This window comes from Desulfovibrio sp., from assembly GCF_019422935.1.
Taxonomy (GTDB): domain Bacteria; phylum Desulfobacterota; class Desulfovibrionia; order Desulfovibrionales; family Desulfovibrionaceae; genus Desulfovibrio.
In genome coordinates this window covers 95,323-119,598 of sequence record NZ_JAHZCJ010000012.1, presented here as the reverse complement: position 1 = coordinate 119,598, position 24,276 = coordinate 95,323, and the positions used below count along the sequence as shown (strand labels likewise).

Genomic DNA, 24,276 nt, shown 5'->3' with positions numbered 1-24,276 from the left:
TTATGGCGCTCAAAATCGGCTGTGTCGGATGCGGCAACATGGGCGGGGCCATCATGGCCGGGCTTGCCCGCAAGGGCGGCTACGAATTGTGCGGTTACAACAGAACCGCTGCACGCATGCGCCCGCTTGAAGAGCTTGGCGTGCGTGTGATGGAAAGCCCCCAGGCCGTGGCGAAGGCCGCCGACGTGCTGGTGCTGGGCGTTAAACCTTATCAGGCGGCAGAGGTGCTTGCGCAGATGCGCCCAGAGCTGACAGCTGGGAAAACCCTGGTTTCCGTAGCAGCTGGCGTGAGCCTCCAGCGTCTCACCGAGGCAGTTGAAGGGCGTTGCCCAGTAGTGCGCTGCATGCCGAATACCCCGGCCCTTGTGGGCATGGGCGTGTTCGCCCTCTGCTTTGATGATCCTGACCTGCCCGATGCCAGCAAGGCCGACATTCAGGCTTTGTTCGGCGCGTTGGGAGTGTGCGTGGAATTGCCGGAAAGCAAGTTCACGGCGTTCACAGCCCTTATCGGGGCCGGGCCTGCCTATGTGTTTGCCATGATGCAGGGGCTTGTGCAGGCTGGTGTTACCCTTGGTTTTCAGCACAAGGAATCGCGCGAGATGGTCACGGCCCTTTTTGGCGGATGCGCCAAAATGGTCGAGCAGAGCACCTCGCCGATCATGCAGTTGCGTGACGATGTCTGCTCGCCCGGCGGGGTGACTATAGCGGGCGTGAACGTGCTTGACCGCGCGGGCCTTGCTGGCCTGTTGGTGGATTCCGTGCTGGCCGCCAATGCGCGCGGCAAGGAAATGGAAAACTAAGGCCAGCCGCCTAACTGCTGTTGGTCCGATGCTTACGGTTGCTCCTGACAGGGAATAAAAATAAAAACCGGCTGTTGTTCAACAACAGCCGGTTTCTCTGTCTGCGGAGATGTCTGATGATACCGGAGCGGCGTTGGCCGCTTTGTCATGCCCTAGTGATCCAGACGGATGTCCAGGGTGTGACCATCTTTTGAAAGCGTGAACTTGGGCTGAATCTTGCCCGTCAGGTCAATGACAATGCGCGTTTTGTCATCGCCCTTGCCAATGCGCACGTTGGTCACCGCAGGGTTCTTGGGCACGCCGGGCGCCTTAACCTGCCACTTGCCGTCCAGATCAATGACCAGACGTTCAGGGCCGCTGAGCTGCATATTTTTGTAGGCAATGGGCGCGGCACCCACGAGGCGCACGGTAGCGCCCTTATCGCGTGCAAGAACCACAAACTTGGTGATGTTCTTGCGCTGCGGCGCGGCCTTGGCGGGTTCTGCCGTTGGCGCTGTTTTTTCTGTAACCGGGGTCGCAGGTTTGGGCTGCACGACGGGCTTGGCTACGGCTGGCTGGGGTTCGGCGGCGGCTACATTGCTTGTCGGGGCGCTCTTTTCCTCCGGCTTCAGGCTGGGGATGGGCGCACGGGCCGGGGCCTCGCCGCTGGCGTTGAGGTCAGGAATGCCGCCCTGGGTCTGCGGGGGCAGATGCAGGGAAGGAGATGTAGCGGATTGGTTGCCAGCGTCGGCGGGCGGGGCCTCATCCGGGGAGGTGACAGGCGCGATAATGCCTGCGGGATTTGCTGGTTCAGGCTTGCGCATGCGTTCATTGAGCATGATAAGCGCCATGCCCAGAACGCACACTGCCACAAGAAGACCGAGAATTACTTTGTTCATGCCAAAAGGCTCCTGCCAATGACTTGGGTTGGAACAGCGGTTCAGCGCTGGGGCGTGGGCTTGCCAGCGCCGCGCGTGCGTTTGAGTTCGCGGATGTGTTCCAACAGCTTGAAGTAGAGAGGCTCTCCGCTGGACATGCTCAAAGCCGTGCCGATGTGGGTGGCGGCTTCGTCATACAGGCCAAGCGAACAGAGAATGCGCGCCAGGTTGAAGTGGGCGTGATCGTCCTCGGGGGCCAGTTCCACTGCCTTGCGTGAAAAAAGCAGGGCGAGGTCGGGCTGGGAATTCTGGCGCAGACGTACGCCAAAATCACGGAACATATGCTTGTGGGCGGGTATGATGCCGTCCTTGGTCTGCGCCAGTTGCTCAAGGGCGAGCAGTGCTGCCTTGCGCTCGCGCGGGCGTTTGAGGCGCAGCAATGTCTGGCGAAAAGTCTCCCGCAGCTTTGATTCCACGACCTTGGCCTTGCGGGCGGCTTCAAGGTCGTAGGCCCTCTTGGGCGCGGCAGCGGCCGCGCCAGCAACGCCAGCAGTAGCAGCAGGCGCTGGGCCTTCGTCATAGTGAACAGCGGTGACGCCGGTGGCGGTGCGGGAAGGAAAGGGAATAAGCCCCATATCGGGCTGCTCGGGGGCCACTTCCACGGAATCTGGCAGTTTGGCCTTTGAAAGCGTCTGGAGCGGCACGCTCCCTGTTTTGGCCTTGGGTGCGCTCGCTTTGCGGGCAGGCTGGTCTGCCGCAGCATCCGTTTGTTTGGGCGCTGGTGCGGGCGGGGCGGATTCAAAATGGCTGAGATCCGGCGTGATCACAGGCATAGCCAAAATATTGTGCTCTGCCTTGAATGACTGGGAAAAGGTTTTTGCGTTTATGCGCTCCACCTCTGCCACAGGCTGGAACGCGGCGTTGAGTTCCTGCACCGCAAAGGCTCCGTCTGGAAGCTCCCAGACGAAGTAGTGCGTTTTGCTGCGGCTCTCTGTCCAGTCGGCAGAGAATGAGAAGACGCCAGAAAATTTTGAGCGACGCATGCGTAAAATGTACATTATTTGCGTCGAATAGCAAGATTCGCTTCTGGCCTTTACGGGGCCGGGTGTTTGGGCTAGCATGACCCCATGCACGAAATGTCCATAGCACAAAGCCTGTTGCAGATGGCTGAGGATGAAATAGCCCGTCAGGGCTGCACTCGTCTGGAAGTTGTGAACGTCACGTACGGTTCGCTTTCTGGTGTTGTGCCCGAGTCGCTGCAATTTTGTTTTGAAGTCATGGTGCAGGGTACCCAGCACGAAGGCGCGCGCCTGGAGCTTACCGAGCTTCCGCTACGGCTGCGCTGCTCCGCCTGTGGTAAAGTTTTTGGCGGGGAGGGGCAGGATGCCCTCTGGCTGCCGTGCCCCGATTGCGGCGAGCAGTTCGGGCATGTGGTTGAGCAGGGCAGGGAACTGTATCTCAACCGTCTGGAAGCCAGCTAACCCCTTTTCCCCTCTGATTCTTCAGGGGGGCTGGTTCGCTCCTTTCACTGCCGTCTTCGCCTTTGTCTTATCTTTCTGGCTCATGACCACGCCGCACCGACGGCAAGCAAGGAGAATTGAATGCAAATTCCTGTGGTTCGCAATGTATTGGAAGCCAACGAAAAAATGGCCGATAACGTGCGTCGGCTGCTTACAGAAAAGGGAATATTGTCGCTGAATCTCATCAGCTCCCCCGGCGCGGGCAAAACCACCCTGCTGGAACGCACCCTGAGCGATCTGGCCGGAGAATTCCGCATGGCGGTGGTGGAAGGCGACCTTCAGACAGATAACGATGCCCGCCGCGTTGCCGCCACAGGCGCGCAGGCCGTGCAGATCAATACAGACGGCGGCTGCCACCTCGACAGCAACATGATTTTGACCTCGCTGGAAAGTCTTGATCTTACTGGCGTGGATATTCTTTTTATTGAAAACGTAGGCAATCTGGTGTGCCCTGTGGAATTTGACTGCGGCGAAGACGCCAAGGTCGCCCTGCTGAGCGTTGCCGAAGGTGACGACAAGCCGGAAAAATACCCCCTGCTGTTCAACCTTGCCAAGGCAATGGTGCTCAACAAGGTCGATCTGCTGCCCTACGTGGATTTTGACCTTGCACGCGCCCGTAATTTTGCCACAAAGCTCAATAAGGATCTGGATATTTTTGAGGTTTCCTGCCGCAAAGGCGACGGCCTTGAGGGCTGGTACAACTGGCTGCGGAGCATGCGCGCCGCCAAGAAGGAAGGCAGGCTTTAAACAGCCCTAGCCTGACACTGAAAATTCAAAAAGGCATCCCCGGCTTTTGGCTGAGGATGCCTTTTTACGTTCAGGCCGTCCAGCGGACAGGCTCTGGAATATTTCATCGACGATTTATCTTGATTCTTCGCTTTCCTGATAGGCGGCAACATCCACCACAATATTTTTTGAAGCCGGGCGCAGGGTGATGGTGAATAGCTGCACATCGCTGCTCGGGGCATCGGCATCCGCAAGCTTGGGCAGCATTTCTGTGGGCGCGAGCATGATGGTGGCTTCACCCTTGCTGGCAGCCATGAAATACTCCAGCACCTGCCGCAGCATGTCCTTCTGCTTGTTCAGATCCATGGACGGCATTTGGGTAAAATTGATATCCAGCCCCGGCAATTCGGCCTGCCACGGGCTGTATTTTTGCTCGTAAAGGGAGTTCAGCAGTTTATCCAGGGTTTCCTGATCCAGCTTGCGGCGCAGTTCCATGTGGTCAAGCACAATGGGAGTCTTGCTTGAAGGCTTTTCTCCACGCTGGGCAGGCTCAAGGCGCGCGGCCCAGACCATGCCCGCAAAGCCAAGGCTGGCAAGCACGGCATCGTTGTCGTCACGTTGCGGCGTGGCGCTCAGCAGGGTGCAAACGTCCTTCATGGGCATACCGGGGCGAAAACGGTCAAGCGCGCAGACCGGCCCGGCATCCGGCCCCGGCAGCAGGCTTTGCGCTTCGCCGGTCAGGCGTTGCTGCTCTCCCTTGGAAAAAGCGAGTTCCAGCATTGGCTTTTCGCCCATACGCAGGGTCACGCTTTGCGCCTTGGCCAGCGGCACATCTTTGAAAATCCACAGGGCAAGGCCTGTGTCCACCCGCAGGTTGGCGACCGCGCCGGGGTTTTCAATGTCGTCCCGACCAGCGGGGGGCATGTCGAACCGCACAAAATGCATACTGCGGCCAGTCTGAAAGCCCATGCTCAGAATATCCTCGCCTGTGGCGTTGACGATGGTGAGGATTTGCGGTTCAGGGCCGGGTTTTGCTATATGGGCGGCAGAGGCCGCGCCAGCAATGATCGCTCCGGCCAGCACAAGACAGATGGCCGCGTATATGCGAAGAAACCATACATCCTTGGTCATGGCGTACTCCATGTTTGCAACTTGTGTCTGCATGATAGCAGAGCGCAGGGCAAGCCCGCAAGCGGCCACGGAAGCTCTGGTTGTAAAAGGCTATATAGGGCAGTATTTGCGGTGAGCTGTCGTGCGGATTACTGGCGTACTTTACGCCAGCGCCGTGCATTGATATGGTTGCCCGCGCCGACGTTCTTTCTGTTCCTCCCTGCGCACGATTATCGCAGCAAACCCCAACATCCGGAGATTCCATGCCTCCTGCTACCCGTCAGCCTTCATCCGATCAGGCAAATGATAAAAAATGCCTGTGCCTGCGCCCTTCATCCTTGCTGGCGGCGGGCTTTCTGGTGGTGGCGGCAGTGGTGCTGGCATACCTTGGCGGGGTTATGAGTGGCAGAGCCTACTGGAAGGCCCACCCGCAACCCATTGCGGTCAGGTCGGGCACGTCTGCGGCAAGCGCGCCTTCATCCGCAACCACACCGGACGATGACCCGCATGCCTCGGGCGGCGATCAGGACGCCGGTGCAGATGCGGGAGCAAGCGAACCCAAGCAAAAAGTGCTGACCGCCGAGGAACTGCGTTTTGCCAGAGTGCTGCGCAACGATGCCGCCACGGGCGATGCCCCGCTCAAACCCTTGCCGCCCATGACGCCGGTGCAGCCCAAACCCGCCGGTGTAGCTCAGGCCGGGGTTGCGCCAGCACAGCAAGGGGGCGCGCAGGGCGGCGCGGCAGGGCAGCAGGCTGCCCCGGTCGGTATTGCAAGGCCGCAGACATCCGGAATGTACGATTACGTGTTCCAGGTGGGCGCATTCAAGGATGCCGACGCTGTGGACTCTTTGCGCCAGCGTCTGGAGGGCAGGGGAATGCGCACAAAGATGGAGCGTTCGGGCAAACTCTATGTGGTGCTGGTGTTGTTACGCGGCGATGAGGCCAGGGCCGCGGAGGTGCTGCGCTCCACAGAAGGCATGGGACTGGGCAAGCCCATTCAGCGCAGCCGCAAGCCAGTGCTGCAACAGTAATCTTTTGTTTTTTCCCCCCGCCTGTCCGTTGCCGTTTATTGTGCAGCGGGCAGAAAACGGGGTTCAATACTGCCGCGTACGGCATGCCGCAGGGGCAGCATGGCGGGGTTTAATCCTCCGCGCAGCGCGGCCAGCAGCTCTTCTGCGCGGTCAACGTCGCCACTGCACAGCACGGCCATGTATATGCCCGCCTGCGGATCCGCGCCCACAATGCAGGCCGTGTCCACTCCCATTGCGTCTTTTCCTCTAAAAACATACTGGGCATCAGTCCTGCGCACAGGTTCCCGCACCCCGGCGGCGGCGCGCAGCAATCCTGCCACGTCCGCCGCATCCGGCGGTCCTGCGGTTTTGCCCACCATGATGCGCACGTGGACGGCTTCTTCCGGCCCGGTGAGCGCAAGAACCCAGGCTCCGGCCAGGGTTGACGGGGCCTCGGCCTGCCAACCCTGGGGTGCTTCCAGTGAAAACCAGCCGTAGTTCTCGGCCCTTGCGGTCTGCGCTGCTGCCATCAGGGCCAGCCAGATGGCAGCATGCACGACCACCCAGATTGCAGGGCGCACTGAGAAATGAAAGGTCATATGATCCTTTTGCGCTGCGTGCTTAGTCGTTCAATTCCACCTTGGGGGGCTGCCAGGTTCCCTTGCCCAGCGGCAGCACTGAGAGCCCCTCGGTTTCGGGCCAGTACAGGCGCATCACAAGAAAAATCGGGCCGTCCGGCGCGGGCAGCCAGTTGCTTTCGTGCCCTTTGCCTGGAGAATCGCGCTGAATCAGGATGGTAAGAGAGCCATCGGGATTCTTTTTCATGTCCGGCAGCATGGGCGAATTGATCAGGTAGCGGTCAATGGGATTTTTTATGAGCAGCTGGGTATTGCCGTCGTACATGGTCACAGACCAGAAAGCCTTGGCCGGTGGGTATTGCCCTGCGGGAATGGTCATGCGGTACTTGTGCTTGCTTCCGTCAAGAGGGCTGCCGTCCGCAAGGGTTTTGGTCATGGGATACACGGCTTCTTCGGCGTCGTTGCCGTAAATGCCCGCCTTGGCCCCGGCTGCCCGCAACAGCCAGTCCCCGTTAAAGAACTCCCTGTTGCCAAAGGGTGAACTCATCTTCCAACCGTTCACGCGAAGCCCCGGCCTTGTGACGGAGGCATCGACCATGCCTGCGCCCTTTTGCAGGCCGCGCAGCACGGCTGCCTGCGTATCCTTGGGCAGGGCATCAAATGCAAAGTGCTTGCCCGCGACCACGCCGATGCTGGCAAGCTGGGCGCGGATGGAGACTTCTTCCGGCCCGGCCGGGGCAAATTGCAGCGCAAAGGCCAGATAATCAAAAAATTCCGGCTTTACAAAATCCTGCTCGATATTGGGGAAGGGCGGCATGGGGAGCGCCGGGGGCGGCGTCTGCCCCAAAAAGGCCGAGAGGGGTTTTACAGCGTAGCCTGTCTGGAATTTCAGCACATTATCAATATCTGCGGGGTTGAACAGCTGGGTGCGGAACAGGGCCATGGCAAACTGCGCATTGGAGCGGAACACTCGCATGCCCGCGGGCGCTGCGCCCTTCCATTCCGGCCCCGCCACAAGATAGCTGCCCCCGCCGTTACCTGTTGTTCTGCTGCCGATGTAGCCAAAGTTGAAAGTATTGGCGTCCACAAGCTGCACGCTGAAATACCGCCCGTCCGTATCCTTCGGCACGGTAATGACCACCGGTTCGGCCCGCAAATCAAGGCAGGCAAAGGAGTAGGGCGTGTCGCTGTTGGGCGTGATGACCACGGTATCCTTGTAGGTGAACACCCGTGCCCCGTTGCGCAGGGCGTTGAAGGGCGCTTTGTACTGAGGGGACTTGGTGTCAACGGAGTATTCATAGGTGACGGCGTAGTGCATCACTATGGGCAGGCCGTAAACAAAACCTTGCGCGGCAATGTTTTCCACCGTAGCGGCATCGGGAAATTCCTTCGGCTGTTGCGCGGCGTGGATGACCGGAGCGCAAAGGATCAAGGTAAGTGCGAGCGCCGCCGTAACCCTAGTAACATTGGCGATGCCGAAAACAGGCGAATGGTTTGTCATGATGTCCCCGGTATAGTTAAAGGCCTGAGCGCCGTATTGCAATTCCGCTCTTTTTGCTTGCCCCACAAAGCTGCCGAAATCAACTATTCTATTGCATGTGATGCGCAGCATGGACAAGGCCCCCTCCACTAGCTATTCTGACAGGCAGCGGGGCGCAAGGCCCCGGCATAAAACTGTCTGGCGCGGCAAACGCTTGCGGCGGTTGCACGCAGGGAGGAATATGACTGTCCCCCGTAAGGTTTTGGGCCTTGGCGCGGCTTTGGCTGTGCTGCTGGCTGTTTTTCTGTTGTGGCAGTGGCTCCGGCACGATGGCGACCAGCTTGTGCTGTACGGTAATGTGGACATACGGCAGGTTGACCTGAGTTTTCGCGTTAACGGGCGCATTGCAAGCGTGCTTGTTGACGAGGGCGATGCCGTTGCCCCCGGTCAGGCGTTGGCCCGCATTGATGATGATCTGCTGACCCAGCAGCGTGATCAGGCCGCCGCAGAACTTGAAAAACAGCAGGCCTCCCTGTTGCGTCTTGAGCGCGGCTACCGCGTGGAAGAAATCGCTCAGGCCCGCGCGGCGGTGAGCGGCTCTGCCGCTCTGGCAGAAAACGCGCAGATCAACCTGAACCGCGTGGCGGCCATGCGCGTTTCCAACGCTATTTCGCAAAAAGATCTGGACAACGCCCGCGCTCAGTACAGTGAGGCCAGCGCCAAGCTGCGTTCCAATCAGGATCAGCTGGACATGCTGCTCTCCGGCTACCGGGAAGAGGAAGTGCTGGCGCAGAAGGCGGCTGTTGCCGCTGCCGCCGCAGCCCTCAATCATGCGGAAATCCAGCTGCGCGACGTCGTGCTTGTTGCGCCGCAAAAGGGCATTGTACTCACCCGCGCCCGCGAGGCCGGGGCCATAGTGCAGGCCGGGCAGACCGTGTACACCCTCACCCTCACTGACCCCCTGTGGCTGCGGGCCTACGTGGACGAACCCAATCTGGGGCGCGTCAAACCCGGCATGCCCGTGAAGATTCTGGTGGACGCGGCGCCGGGCAAGAGCTTTTCCGGCACTGTGGGTTTTATTTCGCCCACGGCGGAGTTTACCCCCAAGACCGTTGAAACGCGCGAGGTGCGCACAGCTCTGGTCTACCGGCTGCGTGTACAGGCGCAAGACCCGGAAAACGTCATGCGGCAGGGCATGCCCGTGACCATCATTTTGCAGGATACGCCAGCGCCATGAGCGACAGCGCCGCCAATCAGGCTGTCTGTCTGGAAGGGCTGGTCATGCGTTTTGGCAAGGGGCGCGAGGCCGTCACCGCTCTGGACGGCGTGAATGCGGTCATCCCCGCCGGGCGCATTACCGGGCTGGTGGGGCCTGACGCAGCGGGCAAAACCACGCTCATGCGCATAATGGCGGGCCTTATGCCGCCAAGTGAGGGGCGCGCAAACCTCTTTGGGCAAAGTCCTGCAGAGCTTATGCGCAGCCAGCCCAACAGCATTGGCTACATGCCGCAGCGCTTTGGCCTGTACGAGGATATTTCCGTCATGGCCAACATGCGCCTGCATGCCAGCCTGCGCGGCCTTGAAGGGGTGGATCGCGACCGTGTGTTTGAAAAGCTGCTGGGATTCACCAGTCTTGCCCCTTTTACCGAGCGCCTTGCAGGCAGATTGTCTGGCGGCATGAAGCAGAAGCTGGGCATTGCCTGCGCCTTGCTGGGTTCGCCACGCCTGCTGCTGCTTGACGAACCCGGCGTGGGCGTTGACCCGCAGTCGCGCCGTGAACTCTGGCGCATGGTGCAGGATTTGAGTCAGGACGGCATGACGGTTGTGTGGTCCACCGCCTATCTGGATGAAGCTGAGCGCTGCCCCGGCGTGATCATGCTGGACAGTGGACGCGTACTGTTTGCCGGGCCGCCGGAGGAACTCACCGCGCGGGCCGAAGGGCGGGTTTTTCTGCTGCGGGCCGATGCGGGGACGCATAAAAAGGAGCTGGCCCTGTGGACCATGCGACCCGGCATTGAAGACGCCCTCATTCAGGGCAGCCGCATCCGGCTGGTGCTGGCGGCAAATGCTCCTGACGATCTGCGGCGCGAGGTGCTGGCCCGTGGCGGGGAGGCTGTGTCCCCACGGCTGGAGGACGCCTACATGAGCGCCGTGGGCGGCATCAACCAGAGTCCTTCGCCCTATGGCAAACTGCATGTGGGCCACAACGGCGGCAACCACTCCGGCATTCAGGGCAGCGGCGGTGGCAGCATTGTTCTGGCGCATGAGGGTGCGTCAGGAGCGCCCCCCTCTGTTGCCACTCCGTCAGACGTAGTTTTGTCCGCTGCTCACGCTGATTCCGGCCCGACTTTTTCCATCTCGGCCCGCAACCTCACCAAACGCTTTGGCGCATTTGTGGCGGCACGCGATATTTCCTTTGATGTGCGCCCCGGCGAGATTTTTGGTCTGCTCGGGCCCAACGGGGCGGGCAAGTCCACCACCTTCCGCATGCTCTGCGGGCTTTCGCGCCCCACATCCGGCAGTTGCGCCGTGGACGGGGTAGACCTGCTGAGCGCGGGCAGCGAGGCCCGCTCGCGGCTGGGCTACATGGCGCAGAAGTTTTCGCTGTATCCGGATATTCCCGTGCGCGAAAACATCACCATTTTTGCGGAGTTGTATGGTCTTTCCAGGGAGCGGCGCAACGCCCTTTTGCCAGAACTGGCAGAGGCCTTGGAATTGCAGCCCTATCTGCGCAGCCGCACAGGCTCATTGCCGCTGGGGCAAAAGCAGCGCTTGGCCTTGCTGTGCGCCACCCTGCACGAACCGCCCGTGCTGTTTCTTGACGAGCCGACCTCTGGCGTTGACGCGCGTACCCGCCGGGATTTCTGGAAGCACATTTCCGCCATGACCACAGCCGGGGCCGCCGTGCTGGTGACGACCCACTTCATGGAAGAAGCCGAATACTGCGACCGCATCGCGCTGATCTATCGCGGGGCCACGATCAGCATGGGAACGCCGGACGAACTCAAGGCGTCCTGCACCGGGGTGGAAGACCCCACGCTGGAAGAAGCCTTTATCGCCAGCATTGAAAAATACGACAGGGAGCATCCGCAGTAGCCGCCTTGCGCGAGTTTTTTGCAAGCCGCTGCTCCGGGACATACAACCCAAAATCAGGCTCTATGCTACGCAACATCTGGTTACGACAGCTATTTGCCCTCGTGGGCAAGGAATTTCAGCAGATCGTGCGCGATCCTTCGTCCTATCTGGTGGCCGGGGTATTGCCGTTCATTTTTCTGCTGCTCTTTGGCTACGGCATCACGCTGGATGCGGGCGTGCTGCGGCTGGGCGTGCTGAATCAGAGCGGCGGGCGGCATTCGCTGAGCCTTGCGGCGGATTTTGCCCACTCCCCGTGGTTTGCCACGCGGCCTGTGGGCACCATGACCGATGCAGGGCGTATGATGCGCGATTCTGTGGTGCAGGGCATTCTGGTGATCCAGCAGGATTTTGACGAGCAGCTTGAGCGGGGCAGCGCCGGGGCCGTGCAGGTGCTTGTGGACGGCTCAGAACCCAATACCGCACAGTATATCCAGAACTACAGCCAGGGGCTGATTATGTCCTGGCAGCGCACGGCCTTGCCAGATGGCGTTGCAGCAGCGCTGCCCATCAATATTCAGCCGCGCTTCTGGTACAATCCTGCCGCCAAGAGCGTGCAGTTTCTTGTGCCGGGGGCCATCACGGTAATTATGACCCTGATAGGCACCTTGCTGACCTCTCTGGTATTTGCCCGCGAGTGGGAGCGCGGCACCATGGAGGCCATGTTCGCCACGCCCGTGAGCCGCATGCAATTGCTGCTGGGCAAGCTGATTCCATATTTCTGCATGGGCATGTTCAGCATGGCCCTGTGCGCGGTGGCGGCGGTGACGCTCTTTGCCGTGCCCTTTCGCGGCTCCCTGTGGGTGCTTGTGTTATTGTCGTCCGTATTCATGCTGAGCGCGCTGGGGCAGGGGCTGCTGATTTCCGTAACCCTGCGCGGGCAACTGGTGGCTGCTGAAGCGGGATTGTTCTCCGGCTTTTTGCCCGCATTGCTGCTCTCGGGCTTCGTATTTGACATCAACAGCATGCCGCCCGTGCTTCAGGCGCTGACGCGGCTTTTGCCCGCCAGCTACTTCAATACCTGTTTGCGTACCATCTTTCTGACCGGGGATGTGTGGGGCGTGTTTGGCCCCAGCCTTCTGTTCATGGGGCTGCTGGCCTCGGTATTGCTGGGGCTGGTGTACCGCAACCTTGTCAAAAGGCTGGACGCGTGATGGCAAGAATAACGCTGCCCCGTCTGAACCTGCGGCGCATGGCGACCATTGTGCGCAAAGAGCTGCTGGTGCTGCTGTGCAACAAGGTTTCGCGCATGCTTATTATCGTGCCACCGCTCATGCAGATTGTGGTATTTGGCTGGGCGGCCACCATGGAAGTGCGCAATGTGGACGTGGCCGTGCTTAATCAGGACAGCGGCAACTGGAGCCGCGAGATCGTGCGCAGGCTACAGGGGTCGCACACCTTCCGCAGCGTGACATTTCTGAATGGCGAGGCGGATATCCGCCCGACCATCGAGCGGCAAAATGCCCTGTTTGTCATGGTGTTTGATGATGAATTTTCCCGCAGGATCGATGCGGGTACGCCAGCGCAGATGCAGGTGATACTCGACGGCAGGCGCTCCAATGCGGCGCAGATTGCCTCCTACTATCTTGAAACCATTGTGCGCGGCATTGGGGAATCCACGCCACGGGGGCAATTGGCGCTCGGCGCAGCAACCAGCGCGGCAGGCGGCGCACCCAAGCTGGATGTGCGCGTGCGCTGCTGGTTCAACCCCAATCTGGAATTTCAGTGGTTCTTTTTGCCCAACCTTATAGGCATGCTGGGCTTTATGCTGGGGCTGGTGGTGACGGGCCTTTCCGTAGCGCGGGAGCGCGAGGTGGGCACCTTTGACCAGTTGCTGGTTTCCCCGGCCACGCCTACGGAGATCGCCCTTGCCAAGCTGGTGCCGGGTTGTCTGGTGGGGCTGGTGCACGGCACCATTTTTCTGCTCATCTCCGTATTCGGTTTCGGGGTGCCGTTTAGCGGTTCGCTGGTGTTGCTCTACATGGCCATGCTGGTTTTTGCCATGGCTTCGGGCGGGGTGGGGCTGATGGTATCGTCGTTATCGGCCACGCAGCAGCAAGCCTTTCTGGGGGCTTTTACCGTAGGGGTGCCGTGCATCCTTATTTCCGGCGCGGTTACGCCCGTCATCAACATGCCGCCGTTTTTGCAATACGCCAGCCAGTTGAACCCCATGCGGCATTTCACCACCATTGTGCAGGGTGTTTTTCTCAAGGATATTACCGTGGCTGCGGCAGCGGTGAGCCTAGGCAAGATTGCCTGCATCAGCGCGGTGGCTGTGAGCGTTGCCGTGTGGATGTTCAAACGCAAGGCCTGAGCGGACGTTTTGCGCGCCCCTCATAGGGGTACGAATCAGGCAGGCCGTGTGCTGCTGACTGCTGGAGTGAAGCGGTGCAGAATCAGGATGTGGGTCAGGCTTCCGGCGGTTTCTTGGCGGAAGATGATTGCGGAGAGCGCGCAGGCAGCGGGGCTGGTTTTTTTGTGGGGGCAACGGCGCTGCGCGGCATGCGGTGGGCCCTGCCCACAATAAGCGCAATAACGACAATGGAATAGAGGTAGCCTGTAAAGCCCACCAGCACCGTGGCGTTTTTGGCGATCCATGTCTTTGGCGTGATGTCGCCGTAGCCGATGGTGAGGATGGTCACGTAGCTGAAGTAGAACAGATCGTTGACCGCTTGATCGCCCGGCCCCAGACCTATGAAAGAACCCGGTTGATGGAACTCGATGGCCAGAAACAGAAAATACCCGCAATAGCCAATGAGCAGCAGGCCGCACACCGCAGCGTAAACAATCTTGGTCGTAAACATCTGAGCGTGGGCTATCTGCCGGAATACTTCAAACATGATGCTGCCGAAAAAACACAGATAGAGCAGCAGCATTTCCTCTTTCATAGTCCTGATAAAAAATAGATCCATGGCCCGGCCCACGAGCAGTAGCGCGCCGAAAATCAGGACTAGCCGCAGAATGCGGGGTTTGAATTCAAAAAGTACAAGAGCCGCGAGCAACTGGATGGGCAGATATATTGCCTGCGCGGTGCCCCTGTAGATATTTTCTGGAAATATGATGTTCAGGATGAACACGCACCACAGCGAGAGCATGAGCAGTTCAAAACGATTTTCATAAAGCCGGGCGCGTAGTGCTCGTAGTTTCAGCATACTATCCTCATTGCGCGCATACTACAGGTATGAATCTTCCCCGGCAAGAGGGTGCGCGCCCTTATACCCGCCCATGTATCCGCAGCATGGCGTGTGGACAGGCGGGAAGGAGAGCCGTACACTCCGGCATCCTTGGAATGTAATGGAGATTGCCATGCCCCAGAAATTTATCCGGCTTGTTATGCGGGGCTTGCCCCTGCTTGTGCTGATGGTTCTGCTTGCAGCGCAGGCGCAGGCCGCGCCCCTGACCACAAAATATTACAGCCTTGATCTGCCCGCAGACTGGGTGGTGGTGAACGGCCCTACCAAGGTGCAGGAAGCCGTACAGGTTGTGATGGGGCAGAAGGATCACAAAAGTTCTGCGCTCATTATTGTGGGGCCTGCCAATGCGGGCGAGGCCGAGCAGGCCGCCAAGGGCAATGCCAAACGCTTGCAGGGCTCGACGCCTGTACTTCGCAGCAATGGCCAGTGGGAATTTACCTTTGAGCAAAAGGGCGTGAAGGGCTACGGCATTGTGCGTGAGGATGCGCAATCCAAACTTTTGCTCATGCTTGTGGTCAGCGGTGATGCGCGCATGGCAAACTTTGTGTACAGCATGCGCGGCCCCTACCGGGCCTTGATGCCGCAACCGCCGCAGCTTCCCTGATGTGCAATTTTTATGATTTTGGGCCGTCCGTATGGGCGGCTTTTTTTTATCTGAAATTCCAGTCAGGCGGGGATACAAAAAAAGGACTTTCGGATTTCTCCGTAAGTCCTTTGATTCTTTGTGGAGCCCTTGAGCAGGATTGAACTGCTGACCTCATCCTTACCAAGGATGCACTCTACCGACTGAGCTACAAGGGCGTAGCAACGAAGAAAGCTTCTATCCTAACCGTAGGTGATCGTCAAGCATTCCTGCGCATTTTTTTTATTTTTATGAAAAAGCACAGGGTTGGGAGATAAAAATCGCCGGGATTACGCTTTCAGCATGCCGTGGATGGCGCGAAAAAGCGCGCGCCGGGCCTGCGGGGAGGTGTTCTCCGCAGCTTCCTTGCGGGCGGCGAGGGTCATGGTCAGGAGTTCATCCTGACCTGGCAGAGCGCCCTTGCCCGATGTCTGCGCTTCTTCTGCGTTCTGTTCCGGCAGTGCCCTTGCGGTCAGCAGGGTTTCCACCAGGCCCGCAAGTTCGTCCTGGTCAGCTGTCAGCAGGCGGTCGCGCCACTGCTCTGCCTGATGAAGGGCTGCGGTGGCTGCCGCTGAAACCTCGCGTCGGGCATCCAGCATGGCGCGGATGGGCGCGGGGTCGATCTCGCGCATGACGCGGCCAATAAACTGCATCTGGCGGCGGCGGCCTTCGTGGTCGCCTATGCGGGCGTATAGTTGCAGCGCTTCCCTGAGGTCTGCGGGCAGGTCAAGGTTTTTGACTTCCTGCGGGCCAAGGCGCGTCAGTTCTTCGCCCATGTTTTGCAGGGCAAGGCTCTGGCGTTTTTTTTCAGAGCGGCTGGGCGGCAAGTCAAAGCCTTCTGCCTCATCGCTGGATTTCCATTGGTACTGTTTTTTGCGCGGCATTGCCTCTCCGTCAGATATAGATGCCCAGCAACACGCCAGCCAGCACGACCGGCGAAATGATGCCGTTGATGGTAAAAAAGGCTGTGTTCACATGGCGCAGATCCTGCGGCTTCATGAGCCTGTGCTCCACAAGCAGCATGATGCTGATGCCGAACCACACCACGTACCAGGGCCAGGAAAGCCCGGCGGCAAAACCCGCCAGCAACAAGAAGATGGACGTCATGGCATGCGAGAACGCGGCCAGCGTCAGGGCTGTATCCGGCCCAAAAGAAGCAGGCACGGAATGCAGCTCAAAGGCCACGTCAAAATCCATGTCCTGAAACGCATAATAGATGTCAAACGCCGCTACCCAGAATGTGACAGCCCAGAACAGCAGCACGGGCGCAAGGCCAAGGCTTGCGGGATTGACCGAGAGCCAGCCAGCAAGCGGGGCAAGACCCAGGGTCGCGCCCAGCCAGAAGTGGCACAGGGCCGTAAAGCGCTTGAGCATGCTGTAGATGGCCGCAAACAGCAACGCAGGCACGGAAAGCCACAGGCAGACGGTATTCAGCGCCGCGCAGGAGGCAATAAAGATAACTGCCATGAGCGCGCAGAAGGCCCATGTCTGCCCCTTGCTGATAACGCCCGTGACCAGGGGGCGGCCCTGTGTGCGCGGGTTGTCGCGGTCAAAGGGCAGATCGGCCAGCCGGTTGAAGGCCATGGCGAATGAGCGCGCCGCGATCATGCCGATGGTCAGAAAAATCAGGCTGCGCGCAGAGGGCAAGCCGCGTGCTGCCAGTACCGCTCCTGCCCAGGCGTAGGGCAGCGCAAAAATGGAATGCTCAATCTTGATCATCCGGCAAATGTCGCCAAACTGGCCAAAAGGCGTGGAAAGCCTCATGCCGGAATGCGGAAAAAAGCCCATGTGTTCTCCTTAACCGCCGCAGTCGGCGGGGTCGCCTTGCAATTTGGCAAGGGCGTGGGGCAGGGCGGGCAGTACGGCGGCAAGGTTTTCCACAACGGCCTTGCGGCTGCCCGGCAGGTTGATGATGATGCTTTGCCCCAGCGCGCCCGCAGCCGCGCGCGAAATAACCGCGTGGGGCGTTTTGGCAAGGCTGGCGGCCAGCATGGCCTGAGTAAAGCCCGGCAAGGGCGTGTCGAGCAGGGCGGCAGTGGTTTGCGGCGTAATATCTCGCGCCGAAAGCCCGGTGCCGCCGGTGGTGCATATAAGGTCAAAACCCTGGCTCAGGGCAAGCTCCGTCAGCAGGGCGCGCAGTCGCACGGCTTCATCCGGTAGCAAAAATCCCTGGCTGTGGCTCAGCGGCATGGCGGAGCCGACCATTTCGGCAATGGCGGGGCCGCTCAAATCCAGCCGCTGGCCGCGTGCGCCTTTGTCCGAAAGGGTTACCCAGGCAAGGCTGTACCCGGTTTTTCTGGCGGTTACTTCCAGCGGGCCTTCGGGCAGATCCGTCAGGGCAGTCAAAAACAGGCATTGCACCGCGTGGCTTGCCTGCCACGGTTCCTCTCCGTTGCCGCCCGGGTTTGCCACGTTTGGCGGCAAGGGCATCCAGGCGCGCCCCGTAACCTTGAGCAGGGCTGTGCCACAGGCCCCGCAAAAGCATGTGCCCACCCGCAGGTGGGGCATTGCCCACGGCTCGGGCGTCATGAGGCCGTGACTGCGGCAAAAATCGGTATCCGTGGCGGCAACAGGCAGCAGGGGCAGACATTGGCCCCGCTTGCAGGCGTGTACGTGCAGCAGGATGTTCATACGTTGCTCCGGGGAACTGGCCGATGGATGGTATCGGATTGGAGTGGGCAATAGATTATTGTAGCCGCAAGCGCAATGGGTTACAAGTCCGATACGCGCCTGCGTTTGCGCAGCCAGTGAGGCCTTTCGCCTGCGCATGCCGCGTCCGCCGCTCAGGCGGCCCCCCAACGCTGCCTAGTAGCGTCATTTCCGTGTATTTTAAGGAGTATCCCCATGAGTACCCGCAGCCAGGATCAGACCCAGGACCTGAAGGTTCTAGGCACAGGCCGCCTTCAGTCCCCGGAGGGCGGCCCCAGCGTAGCCCTGCTGGAGGCCTTTCCCAACTGCTTTCCCCAGCGCCCGTATGTGATCAGCATCAGCTTTCCCGAATTTACCTCGCTCTGCCCCGTGACCGGCCAGCCCGACTGCGGCACCATCACGGTGGAGTACATTCCCGATGAGCTGTGCGTGGAATCCAAGAGCTTCAAGCTCTATATGTTCGCCTTTCGCAATCACCAGTCGTTTATGGAAACCATCACCAACAATGTGCTGGAAGACCTGCGCACTCTGCTCAATCCCTGCTGGTGCCGGGTCAAGGGCCTGTTTGCGCCACGCGGCGGCACGCGTATCCACGTGTTTGCCGAAACTTTCAAGGATACCATGCCCGAAGAGCAGAATCGCCTTGTGCGCGAAGCCGTGGCCGCGTGGAAGTCCGAACCCGATCCGCACCGCCCGTAGTTGCGACTCGTTTGCTCCCGGCGGCACCAAGGGCTGTTAAAAGCCCAGTGCCGCCGGGAGCGGAAATGTTTGTTGCAGGCAGCTTGCTTTCACGTGTTTTGACAAGCGCCCCCAGAACTGCCCAGCGGTGCGCTGCCCTGATTTTTTGCAAGGCTGAAACGAGGAATAATGAGCGCTTCTGAAAGCGGCTGCGCGCACGGCAAAGGTGGTGAATCCCCCTCGTCTTGCGCTGCTGGCCCTGCCGAGCACGGCCCCGGGTATTCTGGCGGCATTGCACGCACGGCGGCTCTTTTGGGCGGCTTTGCCCTTGTTTCGCGTGTGCTCGGCCTTTTGCGCGATATGAGCATGGCCTGGCTTGTGGGCGGCGGCGCTGCCGCCGATGCGCTGGTGGCTGCCATGCGGCTGCCCCATGTGCTGCGCCGCATGCTGGGCGAAGGCTCGCTTTCCATGACCCTGACGGCAAGCCTTGTGCATCTGGAGCGTATGGGCGCATCACCCGGTCATGCCGTGGAGGGGGAGCGCAGCCGCAGCATGCGCCTGCTGGCCCGCGCGCTGGCCGTGAGGCTTGGCCTTGTGCTGACCCTGCTCACAGTGCTTGGGCTGGTGGGCACCCCCTGGCTGACTGATATTCTGGCTCCCGGTTTTTATGGGCCGGAACGGCAGGAGGCCATATACCTGCTGCGCATCTGTCTGCCCTATACCCTGGCGGCGGGCATGGCGGCTCTGGGCATGGCCCTTTTGCACAGCCTTGGCGTGTTCTGGCTGCCCGCTGTTTCTCCTGCCCTGTTCAATATTGTCATTCTGTGTTTTGCAGGGGCGGCTGCTCTGGGCCTGCTGCCTGCGGCTCCGGCTTTGGCTGTGGGCATGCTTTGCGGCGGTATTGCGCAATGGCTGGCGCAGTGGCTGGCCGTGCGGCGTTTGTTGCCGCTGCATAATGCCGGGCCTGGCGATAGGCCGGATGCAGCGCAGGGCAGCGCGGGCGCGGATGAATCCTCGCTGCAAAGGCGCGCGGCATCCCTCGCCTGGAACTGCCTTGGCCGTCTGCCTGCGGGCCTGCTTGGGGCATCCGCCCCGCAGCTTGCCATGCTGGCTGCCATGTCCCTGGCATCCAGTATGGGCCGGGGGCAGGTGGCTGCCCTCTACTATGCCGAACGGCTGCTTGAACTGCCCCTTGGGCTGGTGGGCGTGTGCCTTGGCATGGCAAGCCTGCCCACTTTGAGCCGCCTTGCCGCTGCCAGAGAATTTTCGCTTTTTTCGGATCAGCTGCGCACAGCCCTGCGTTTGACCCTGCTGTTGAGCCTGCCAGCCGCCACAGGATTGTGGGCCGTGGGGCCGCGTCTGGTGGAAGGCCTGCTGCGCCACGGAGCTTTTGGCGACAATGCGGCTTACGAGACAGGTCTCGCCCTGTGGGCTTATTTGCCGGGCCTGCCCGCCTTTGCCGTCAACCGCTCCCTGCTGGCGGCCTGTAATGCGCTGGGCGAGGTGCGACGCACAGCGGTCAGCGCTGTATGGGCTGTGGTTGCTACGCTTGCGGTCGGGGCCGCACTGGTCCATAGTCTTTCGGGCAGTCTTGGTGTCATGGCTCCGGCACTGGCCGTAAGCTTTGGCTTGTGGCTGCAATGCGGCTTTTTGCTGTCTATTCTGGGCAGGGCGCTGAAAAAAAGTTCCGCTGGCGCGGCATCCGCCAGCGCATGTCTGCCTTCGGCGGGTGCTGTACTGCGCCAATGTGCCGCTGCTGCGGCCACGGCCCTTGCCGCATGGCAATTGCTGGAACTGCTGCACGGGCGCGGCATATGGCTGGGGCTTGCCCTTGCCATCATTGGCGGCGCAACGGCCTGGGCTGTTTGTCTGTTTGTTCTGCGCGATGCTGATGCCCTTGCGGCTGCCCGCGCACTGGCGCACCGTCTGCATGGCAGGCCACACCAACAGTAAGGAGCGCGGGAGCGTGTTTCTCGCGGCAAAGCATATGCCCAATATCTCACACGTTCTGCGCCGCAGGCTTGCCCTGACTGTTTGGGTGGCGGCACTGCTGCTGTTCCTGCTGCTTGGCGTCTGGAACGTCAACGAGGACAGGCAGGAGGCGGAAAACCGCCTTGGCAGCGAGGCCGGACGTACCGCAGCGCAACTGGCGGCCCTGCTTTCCCTGCCAGCCTGGGAGCTGGACGAACTGACCGCCCGCACAATCGTTATGGCGGCCATGACCGATGAATCCATTTACGCCATCAAGGTGCAGACGCCGCGTGGCATGCTGGAAGGGCAGCGGCGCAACTACCAGTGGGAACCCATCCCCTGGGACGATGAAATTGCGGAAAACAGCGTGCAGGGCATGAATCCGCTCAAGATGGAAGGCCGCCCCGTGGGGTCGGTGGAAGTGTACCTCTCACCCCGCATTACTGACGAGGATTTGGCCCAGAAGGCCCGCCGGGAAGTGGCGCGGTTTTGCCTTTCCGCCCTTTTTTCAACCCTGGTTTTGCTGGCCCTGCTTTGGCACTGGGGCGATCTGGCCCGGCTGAGAGCCTTGCTACTGGAGCGTACCGCACCCCGCGGCACTGCGGCATCCGGCACTGAATCTGTTGCTGATTCGGCTCCTGCAGCATCAATGGAACCCGGCCTTGCAGATATTTTTGAATCTGGTTCGGCAGGAGACAGCGCCGCGCGCAGTCATGAGGCCTCACCGCAGCCAACCGCAGAGGCGCAGGGCGGGAGCGCCGCGCCCCTGAGCGCAGATATCGCAGCCGGGGCTGTTGTGAGCGCCGAGCTTGGGCGGGCCTTTTTGCTGCGCCGCCCGGAAGCCTGGCGCGTTACGGCTGGCATGTTCGGCAGAACGTTTGCCCCTGCCCCTGATCTGCTGCTGCGCCTCTACTCGCTGGAAGACGCGGACAACCTCTGCCGCCTGGGGCGGATTCTTGAAAAGGCAGCGCCCTGCGTGGGCGCGGAGCGGCTGGCCTCTGCCGCGCATGCAATGCAATGGGCCGTGAATGATTCGAACGCCGCTTCTGCGGCTCAGGCCGTGGAAGAATGCGTGCTGGCGCTGCGCGAAGTGCTGGGCGCGCTGGAAGGGCAAACGGCCCGCAAGGAAAGCAAGCCCTCGGTGCAAGAGGGCGGAAGATAAGGAGATCATATGGGTTTTTTCTCTGCCATAAAAAAAATGTTCGGCGGCGCGGAAGATGCGGCCAATGCGGCGCAGGAAGCGCCCGCAGAAATTGGCGCAGAAGCTGGTGCAGCCGCACCTGAATCCCTTGCAGAACCTGCCGCGAGACCAGCGTCAGAAGCCACTGCCCAGCCTTTTGCGGCATCTGCCGCTGATGAGGCTCTTACTCTGCGGCTGCGCGAGGCCGAGCCACGGCTTTCCGTATGGCTTGGCATTGTGCTTGAGGGTGTGGATGAAGCGGGCGACCTGCTGTGGCAGCGTCTGTTCTTCTTGCTGCGCGCCCTTGATGCCCCGGAGGCCGAAGCGCAGAACTTTGTGCGCGATTTTCAGGAATGGCTTACCCGCATGGATTATCGGCAGGTGGAGGAATTCCGCTCTGAATTGCAGTACCGTCTGGCTCTCGCCCTTGATATGGAAGACGAAGAGGACGAGCGCAACCGCCTGTTTCTCAAGATCAGCCAGGGCCTTTCGCGCACCCGCGAACAGTTTTCCAAGGGGCTGGATGCTCTCTTTGCCGGGCATGGCGAACTGGACGACGCCTTCTGGGAAGAGCTGGAAGAGCTTTTTATCATGGCCGATCTTGGCTACGAACCGTCCATTGAACTGGTGGAACGTCTGAAAGAGCGCGCCCGCAAGGAAAAGGTTACGGAATCCAGCAAGGTACGCCAGTTGCTCATGGCTGAAGTGGAAGAAATCTTTCGCGCGCCGCGCCGTATTGCAGCCGTTAACCAGCCCGAAGTTGTGCTGATGATCGGCGTCAACGGCGTGGGCAAAACCACCACCATTGCCAAGCTGGCCCACCGCGACCGCATGCAGGGCAAAAAGGTCATGATTGCCGCCGCCGACACCTTCCGCGCTGCCGCCATCGAGCAGTTGCAGGTTTGGGCTGGGCGCGTGGGCGCGCTGTTTCATGCGCGCACCGCCGGTTCCGACCCTGCCGCCGTGGCTTACGAGGCTATGGATCGCGCGCTTCAGGAAGGCGTGGACGTGCTCTATGTGGACACGGCTGGCCGCTTGCAGACCAAGGTCAATCTGATGGAAGAACTGAGCAAGATCCGTCAGGTTCTGGGCAAAAAGCATGCGGGCGCGCCGCATCGCACCATTCTGGTGATTGACGCCACCACCGGGCAGAACGCCCTTTCGCAAACCAAACTGTTCAAGGAAGCTGCGGGCATTGATGAACTCATCATCACCAAGCTCGACGGCACGGCCAAGGGCGGCGTAGCCATAGCCGTTGCCATGCAGCATCACCTGCCCATCACCTATGTGGGCCTTGGCGAAAAAATGGAAGACCTGCGTCCCTTCAGCGGCGAGGATTATGCCCGCGCCCTGCTGGGCGTGAAGGAAGACGCGTAGGCCCGGTCAGGATTCAAACCTGCAATGCCGGCGCAATTGCCGGAAGCGGAGCATGCCATGAGAAGAGCGTTTATCTGTCCGTCCAAGTATGTGCAGGGCGAGAACGAACTGCTCAACCTTGGGTATTTTGTGCGGCAGTACGGCACAAAAGCCCTGCTGGTGGCCACGGAAAGCAGCGTGAACAGGGTGCGCCAGACGCTGGACGCCACAGCGGCCAAGTTTGGCGTGACCTTTGTGGAAACAGAATTTCAGGGCGAATGTTCGCGCGTTGAAATCGCCCGCCTTGGCGAGCTGGCGCGCCAGCATTCCTGCAACTGCACCGTGGGGCTTGGCGGCGGCAAGGCGCTGGATACGGCGCGCTGCGTGGCGGCGGGGCAGGGGGTCATTGTGGTGCCCACCACAGCGGCTACGGATGCACCCACGAGCCACTCTGCGGTGATCTACACGCCAGACGGCGAAATGGAAGACTACGCCTACTTTCCCCGCAATCCCGATGTAGTGCTGATGGACGTTTCCATCATTGCCGCCTCGCCGGTGCGCTATCTGGTGTCGGGTATGGGCGATGCCCTTTCCACCTATTTTGAGGCGCGGGCCAACGTGCGTTCATGCGCTCCCGTCAACGCGGGCCTGCCCTGCGGCGCACGCACGGGCGACTGCCCTCCGGCCAGAGGCACCCTTGCAGCGCAAGCCCTTGCAGCCACCTGCTACCGCACCCTGCTGGATGACGGCTACAAGGCCGTGCTGGCCTGTCAGGCCAAGATGGCGACGCCAGCGCTGGAAAACATCATTGAGGCCAATTCCCTGCTTTCCGGCCTGGGCTTTGAGAGCGGCGGTCTGGCGGCAGCCCATGCCGTCCACGATGGCCTGACCGCGCTGGAAGAAACCCACACCTATCTGCACGGCGAAAAGGTCGCCTTTGGCACGCTGGTGCAACTGGTGCTGGAAAACGCTCCCACGGAAGAACTGGACGAAGTGTTGGGCTTCTGCACCTCAGTGGGCCTGCCTGTGTGCCTGAGCGATATCGGTATTACGGATATCAGCCCGGAAGCCCTGCGCAAGGTGGCCCGCAAGGCCTGCCTGCCCGAAGAATCCATCCACGCCATGCCCTTTCCCATCACGGAAGAGAGCGTCGCTGCGGCCATTATGGCGGCAGACGCTCTGGGCAACGCATTCAGAAGCTAAAAGCATCCTGCGGCGCAAGCCGTCAGGGCTGAAATTGTCAGCAATAGAAAGGGGATTCCTGCACGGGAATCCCCTTTCTGCGTATTTGCAGGGCAACACTGAGAAGTCTGATCTCCTGTTATTCCCGGTTGGGGCGCATTTTGCCGTTTTGCGGTTTGCGAGTGGGGGTTCCTTCACTGCTTAACAAGATATGAAAACCCCCATTGACTT

General features: G+C 60.5%; 23 protein-coding genes and 1 tRNA gene. 14 read left to right on the top strand and 10 right to left on the bottom strand.

What is annotated here, in order from left to right:
• Positions 1-2 precede the first annotated feature (2 nt).
• The gene (gene proC / locus QZ383_RS14110) at positions 3-800 is read left to right on the top strand and encodes a pyrroline-5-carboxylate reductase (protein ID WP_291446380.1); all 798 of its coding nucleotides are present in this window, start codon (positions 3-5) and stop codon (positions 798-800) included.
• Positions 801-952: 152 nt separating this feature from the next.
• Here proC and QZ383_RS14105 read toward each other — a convergent pair whose 3' ends face one another.
• Both QZ383_RS14105 and QZ383_RS14100 read right to left on the bottom strand, forming a co-directional pair.
• Complete coding sequence (locus tag QZ383_RS14105; RefSeq protein WP_291446378.1) at positions 953-1,678, bottom strand: AMIN domain-containing protein; 726 nt, start codon at positions 1,676-1,678, stop codon at positions 953-955.
• 41 nt (positions 1,679-1,719) lie between these two features.
• Positions 1,720-2,700, bottom strand: a complete 981-nt coding sequence (locus tag QZ383_RS14100; protein WP_291446376.1) for a tetratricopeptide repeat protein — start codon at positions 2,698-2,700, stop codon at positions 1,720-1,722.
• An 84-nt stretch (positions 2,701-2,784) separates the two neighbouring features.
• On the opposite strand from QZ383_RS14100, the gene QZ383_RS14095 reads away from it, so the two are divergent.
• Positions 2,785-3,138 (top strand): hydrogenase maturation nickel metallochaperone HypA, encoded by a 354-nt coding sequence (locus QZ383_RS14095; RefSeq protein ID WP_291446375.1) that lies wholly within the window; start codon positions 2,785-2,787, stop codon positions 3,136-3,138.
• A 120-nt stretch (positions 3,139-3,258) separates the two neighbouring features.
• Positions 3,259-3,924, top strand: a complete 666-nt coding sequence (gene hypB, locus QZ383_RS14090; RefSeq protein WP_192113905.1) for a hydrogenase nickel incorporation protein HypB — start codon at positions 3,259-3,261, stop codon at positions 3,922-3,924.
• Between the two features lie 114 nt (positions 3,925-4,038).
• On the opposite strand, the gene QZ383_RS14085 is transcribed toward hypB, so the two are convergent.
• Positions 4,039-5,034: a peptidoglycan glycosyltransferase gene (locus QZ383_RS14085; protein WP_291446372.1), complete on the bottom strand. Its 996-nt coding sequence runs from the start codon at positions 5,032-5,034 to the stop codon at positions 4,039-4,041.
• A gap of 242 nt (positions 5,035-5,276) precedes the next feature.
• On the opposite strand from QZ383_RS14085, the gene QZ383_RS14080 reads away from it, so the two are divergent.
• Positions 5,277-6,044, top strand: a complete 768-nt coding sequence (locus QZ383_RS14080) for an SPOR domain-containing protein (RefSeq protein WP_291446370.1) — start codon at positions 5,277-5,279, stop codon at positions 6,042-6,044.
• Positions 6,045-6,079: 35 nt separating this feature from the next.
• Here the strand turns inward: QZ383_RS14080 and QZ383_RS14075 are convergent, their stop codons facing one another.
• Both QZ383_RS14075 and QZ383_RS14070 read right to left on the bottom strand, forming a co-directional pair.
• Positions 6,080-6,622, bottom strand: a complete 543-nt coding sequence (locus tag QZ383_RS14075; RefSeq protein ID WP_291446369.1) for a hypothetical protein — start codon at positions 6,620-6,622, stop codon at positions 6,080-6,082.
• 22 nt (positions 6,623-6,644) lie between these two features.
• Positions 6,645-8,213, bottom strand: coding sequence for a DUF1254 domain-containing protein (locus tag QZ383_RS14070; protein WP_291446367.1), 1,569 nt, complete (start codon positions 8,211-8,213; stop codon positions 6,645-6,647).
• Positions 8,214-8,322: 109 nt separating this feature from the next.
• Between QZ383_RS14070 and QZ383_RS14065 the strand changes: the two genes are divergently transcribed.
• From QZ383_RS14065 to QZ383_RS14050, 4 genes are all read left to right on the top strand, one after another.
• Complete coding sequence (locus QZ383_RS14065) at positions 8,323-9,318, top strand: efflux RND transporter periplasmic adaptor subunit (protein ID WP_291446365.1); 996 nt, start codon at positions 8,323-8,325, stop codon at positions 9,316-9,318.
• The gene (locus QZ383_RS14060) at positions 9,315-11,177 is read left to right on the top strand and encodes an ATP-binding cassette domain-containing protein (RefSeq protein WP_291446363.1); all 1,863 of its coding nucleotides are present in this window, start codon (positions 9,315-9,317) and stop codon (positions 11,175-11,177) included. Before QZ383_RS14065 ends, QZ383_RS14060 begins: the two co-directional genes overlap by 4 nt.
• A gap of 62 nt (positions 11,178-11,239) precedes the next feature.
• Positions 11,240-12,367, top strand: a complete 1,128-nt coding sequence (locus tag QZ383_RS14055) for an ABC transporter permease (protein ID WP_291446361.1) — start codon at positions 11,240-11,242, stop codon at positions 12,365-12,367.
• A complete protein-coding gene (locus QZ383_RS14050; RefSeq protein WP_291446359.1) occupies positions 12,367-13,527 on the top strand; it encodes an ABC transporter permease in 1,161 nt (386 codons plus the stop codon). The genes QZ383_RS14055 and QZ383_RS14050 overlap by 1 nt, the downstream gene beginning before the upstream one ends.
• Positions 13,528-13,621: 94 nt before the next feature.
• Here QZ383_RS14050 and QZ383_RS14045 read toward each other — a convergent pair whose 3' ends face one another.
• Positions 13,622-14,365 carry a potassium channel family protein gene (locus tag QZ383_RS14045; protein ID WP_291446357.1) on the bottom strand — a complete coding sequence of 248 codons (744 nt, stop codon included), beginning with the start codon at positions 14,363-14,365 and terminating at the stop codon, positions 13,622-13,624.
• 154 nt (positions 14,366-14,519) lie between these two features.
• Between QZ383_RS14045 and QZ383_RS14040 the strand changes: the two genes are divergently transcribed.
• Positions 14,520-15,011 carry a hypothetical protein gene (locus tag QZ383_RS14040; protein WP_291446355.1) on the top strand — a complete coding sequence of 164 codons (492 nt, stop codon included), beginning with the start codon at positions 14,520-14,522 and terminating at the stop codon, positions 15,009-15,011.
• Positions 15,012-15,132: 121 nt separating this feature from the next.
• Here the strand turns inward: QZ383_RS14040 and QZ383_RS14035 are convergent.
• The 4 genes from QZ383_RS14035 to QZ383_RS14020 form a co-directional block, all read right to left on the bottom strand.
• A tRNA-Thr gene (locus QZ383_RS14035) sits at positions 15,133-15,208 on the bottom strand.
• 111 nt (positions 15,209-15,319) lie between these two features.
• Entirely contained in the window at positions 15,320-15,913 is a 594-nt protein-coding gene (gene yjgA, locus QZ383_RS14030; protein WP_291446354.1) for a ribosome biogenesis factor YjgA, read from the bottom strand.
• Between the two features lie 10 nt (positions 15,914-15,923).
• Positions 15,924-16,817, bottom strand: a complete 894-nt coding sequence (locus QZ383_RS14025) for a UbiA-like polyprenyltransferase (RefSeq protein WP_291446353.1) — start codon at positions 16,815-16,817, stop codon at positions 15,924-15,926.
• Between the two features lie 9 nt (positions 16,818-16,826).
• Positions 16,827-17,660, bottom strand: a complete 834-nt coding sequence (locus QZ383_RS14020) for a MogA/MoaB family molybdenum cofactor biosynthesis protein (protein ID WP_291446351.1) — start codon at positions 17,658-17,660, stop codon at positions 16,827-16,829.
• A 213-nt stretch (positions 17,661-17,873) separates the two neighbouring features.
• Between QZ383_RS14020 and queF the strand changes: the two genes are divergently transcribed.
• From queF to QZ383_RS13995, 5 genes are all read left to right on the top strand, one after another.
• The gene (queF, locus tag QZ383_RS14015; protein WP_192113672.1) at positions 17,874-18,377 is read left to right on the top strand and encodes a preQ(1) synthase; all 504 of its coding nucleotides are present in this window, start codon (positions 17,874-17,876) and stop codon (positions 18,375-18,377) included.
• 168 nt (positions 18,378-18,545) lie between these two features.
• Positions 18,546-20,309 carry a lipid II flippase MurJ gene (locus QZ383_RS14010; protein ID WP_291446348.1) on the top strand — a complete coding sequence of 588 codons (1,764 nt, stop codon included), beginning with the start codon at positions 18,546-18,548 and terminating at the stop codon, positions 20,307-20,309.
• Between the two features lie 34 nt (positions 20,310-20,343).
• Complete coding sequence (locus QZ383_RS14005) at positions 20,344-21,489, top strand: hypothetical protein (protein WP_291446346.1); 1,146 nt, start codon at positions 20,344-20,346, stop codon at positions 21,487-21,489.
• A 9-nt stretch (positions 21,490-21,498) separates the two neighbouring features.
• Positions 21,499-22,884: a signal recognition particle-docking protein FtsY gene (gene ftsY, locus QZ383_RS14000; protein WP_291446344.1), complete on the top strand. Its 1,386-nt coding sequence runs from the start codon at positions 21,499-21,501 to the stop codon at positions 22,882-22,884.
• A gap of 57 nt (positions 22,885-22,941) precedes the next feature.
• Entirely contained in the window at positions 22,942-24,066 is a 1,125-nt protein-coding gene (locus tag QZ383_RS13995; RefSeq protein ID WP_291446342.1) for a glycerol dehydrogenase, read from the top strand.
• Positions 24,067-24,276 lie beyond the last annotated feature (210 nt).

Excerpts from the sequence above, each read along its gene's own strand:
- proC (WP_291446380.1), top strand. The coding sequence starts at position 3 with ATGGCGCTCAAAATCGGCTGTGTCGGATGCGGCAACATGGGCGGGGCC.
- QZ383_RS14105 (WP_291446378.1), bottom strand. The coding sequence starts at position 1,678 with ATGAACAAAGTAATTCTCGGTCTTCTTGTGGCAGTGTGCGTTCTGGGC.
- QZ383_RS14100 (WP_291446376.1), bottom strand. The coding sequence starts at position 2,700 with ATGCGTCGCTCAAAATTTTCTGGCGTCTTCTCATTCTCTGCCGACTGG.
- QZ383_RS14095 (WP_291446375.1), top strand. The coding sequence starts at position 2,785 with ATGCACGAAATGTCCATAGCACAAAGCCTGTTGCAGATGGCTGAGGAT.
- hypB (WP_192113905.1), top strand. The coding sequence starts at position 3,259 with ATGCAAATTCCTGTGGTTCGCAATGTATTGGAAGCCAACGAAAAAATG.
- QZ383_RS14085 (WP_291446372.1), bottom strand. The coding sequence starts at position 5,034 with ATGACCAAGGATGTATGGTTTCTTCGCATATACGCGGCCATCTGTCTT.
- QZ383_RS14080 (WP_291446370.1), top strand. The coding sequence starts at position 5,277 with ATGCCTCCTGCTACCCGTCAGCCTTCATCCGATCAGGCAAATGATAAA.
- QZ383_RS14075 (WP_291446369.1), bottom strand. The coding sequence starts at position 6,622 with ATGACCTTTCATTTCTCAGTGCGCCCTGCAATCTGGGTGGTCGTGCAT.
- QZ383_RS14070 (WP_291446367.1), bottom strand. The coding sequence starts at position 8,213 with ATGCTGCGCATCACATGCAATAGAATAGTTGATTTCGGCAGCTTTGTG.
- QZ383_RS14065 (WP_291446365.1), top strand. The coding sequence starts at position 8,323 with ATGACTGTCCCCCGTAAGGTTTTGGGCCTTGGCGCGGCTTTGGCTGTG.
- QZ383_RS14060 (WP_291446363.1), top strand. The coding sequence starts at position 9,315 with ATGAGCGACAGCGCCGCCAATCAGGCTGTCTGTCTGGAAGGGCTGGTC.
- QZ383_RS14055 (WP_291446361.1), top strand. The coding sequence starts at position 11,240 with ATGCTACGCAACATCTGGTTACGACAGCTATTTGCCCTCGTGGGCAAG.
- QZ383_RS14050 (WP_291446359.1), top strand. The coding sequence starts at position 12,367 with ATGGCAAGAATAACGCTGCCCCGTCTGAACCTGCGGCGCATGGCGACC.
- QZ383_RS14045 (WP_291446357.1), bottom strand. The coding sequence starts at position 14,365 with ATGCTGAAACTACGAGCACTACGCGCCCGGCTTTATGAAAATCGTTTT.
- QZ383_RS14040 (WP_291446355.1), top strand. The coding sequence starts at position 14,520 with ATGCCCCAGAAATTTATCCGGCTTGTTATGCGGGGCTTGCCCCTGCTT.
- yjgA (WP_291446354.1), bottom strand. The coding sequence starts at position 15,913 with ATGCCGCGCAAAAAACAGTACCAATGGAAATCCAGCGATGAGGCAGAA.
- QZ383_RS14025 (WP_291446353.1), bottom strand. The coding sequence starts at position 16,817 with ATGGGCTTTTTTCCGCATTCCGGCATGAGGCTTTCCACGCCTTTTGGC.
- QZ383_RS14020 (WP_291446351.1), bottom strand. The coding sequence starts at position 17,660 with ATGAACATCCTGCTGCACGTACACGCCTGCAAGCGGGGCCAATGTCTG.
- queF (WP_192113672.1), top strand. The coding sequence starts at position 17,874 with ATGAGTACCCGCAGCCAGGATCAGACCCAGGACCTGAAGGTTCTAGGC.
- QZ383_RS14010 (WP_291446348.1), top strand. The coding sequence starts at position 18,546 with ATGAGCGCTTCTGAAAGCGGCTGCGCGCACGGCAAAGGTGGTGAATCC.
- QZ383_RS14005 (WP_291446346.1), top strand. The coding sequence starts at position 20,344 with ATGCCCAATATCTCACACGTTCTGCGCCGCAGGCTTGCCCTGACTGTT.
- ftsY (WP_291446344.1), top strand. The coding sequence starts at position 21,499 with ATGGGTTTTTTCTCTGCCATAAAAAAAATGTTCGGCGGCGCGGAAGAT.
- QZ383_RS13995 (WP_291446342.1), top strand. The coding sequence starts at position 22,942 with ATGAGAAGAGCGTTTATCTGTCCGTCCAAGTATGTGCAGGGCGAGAAC.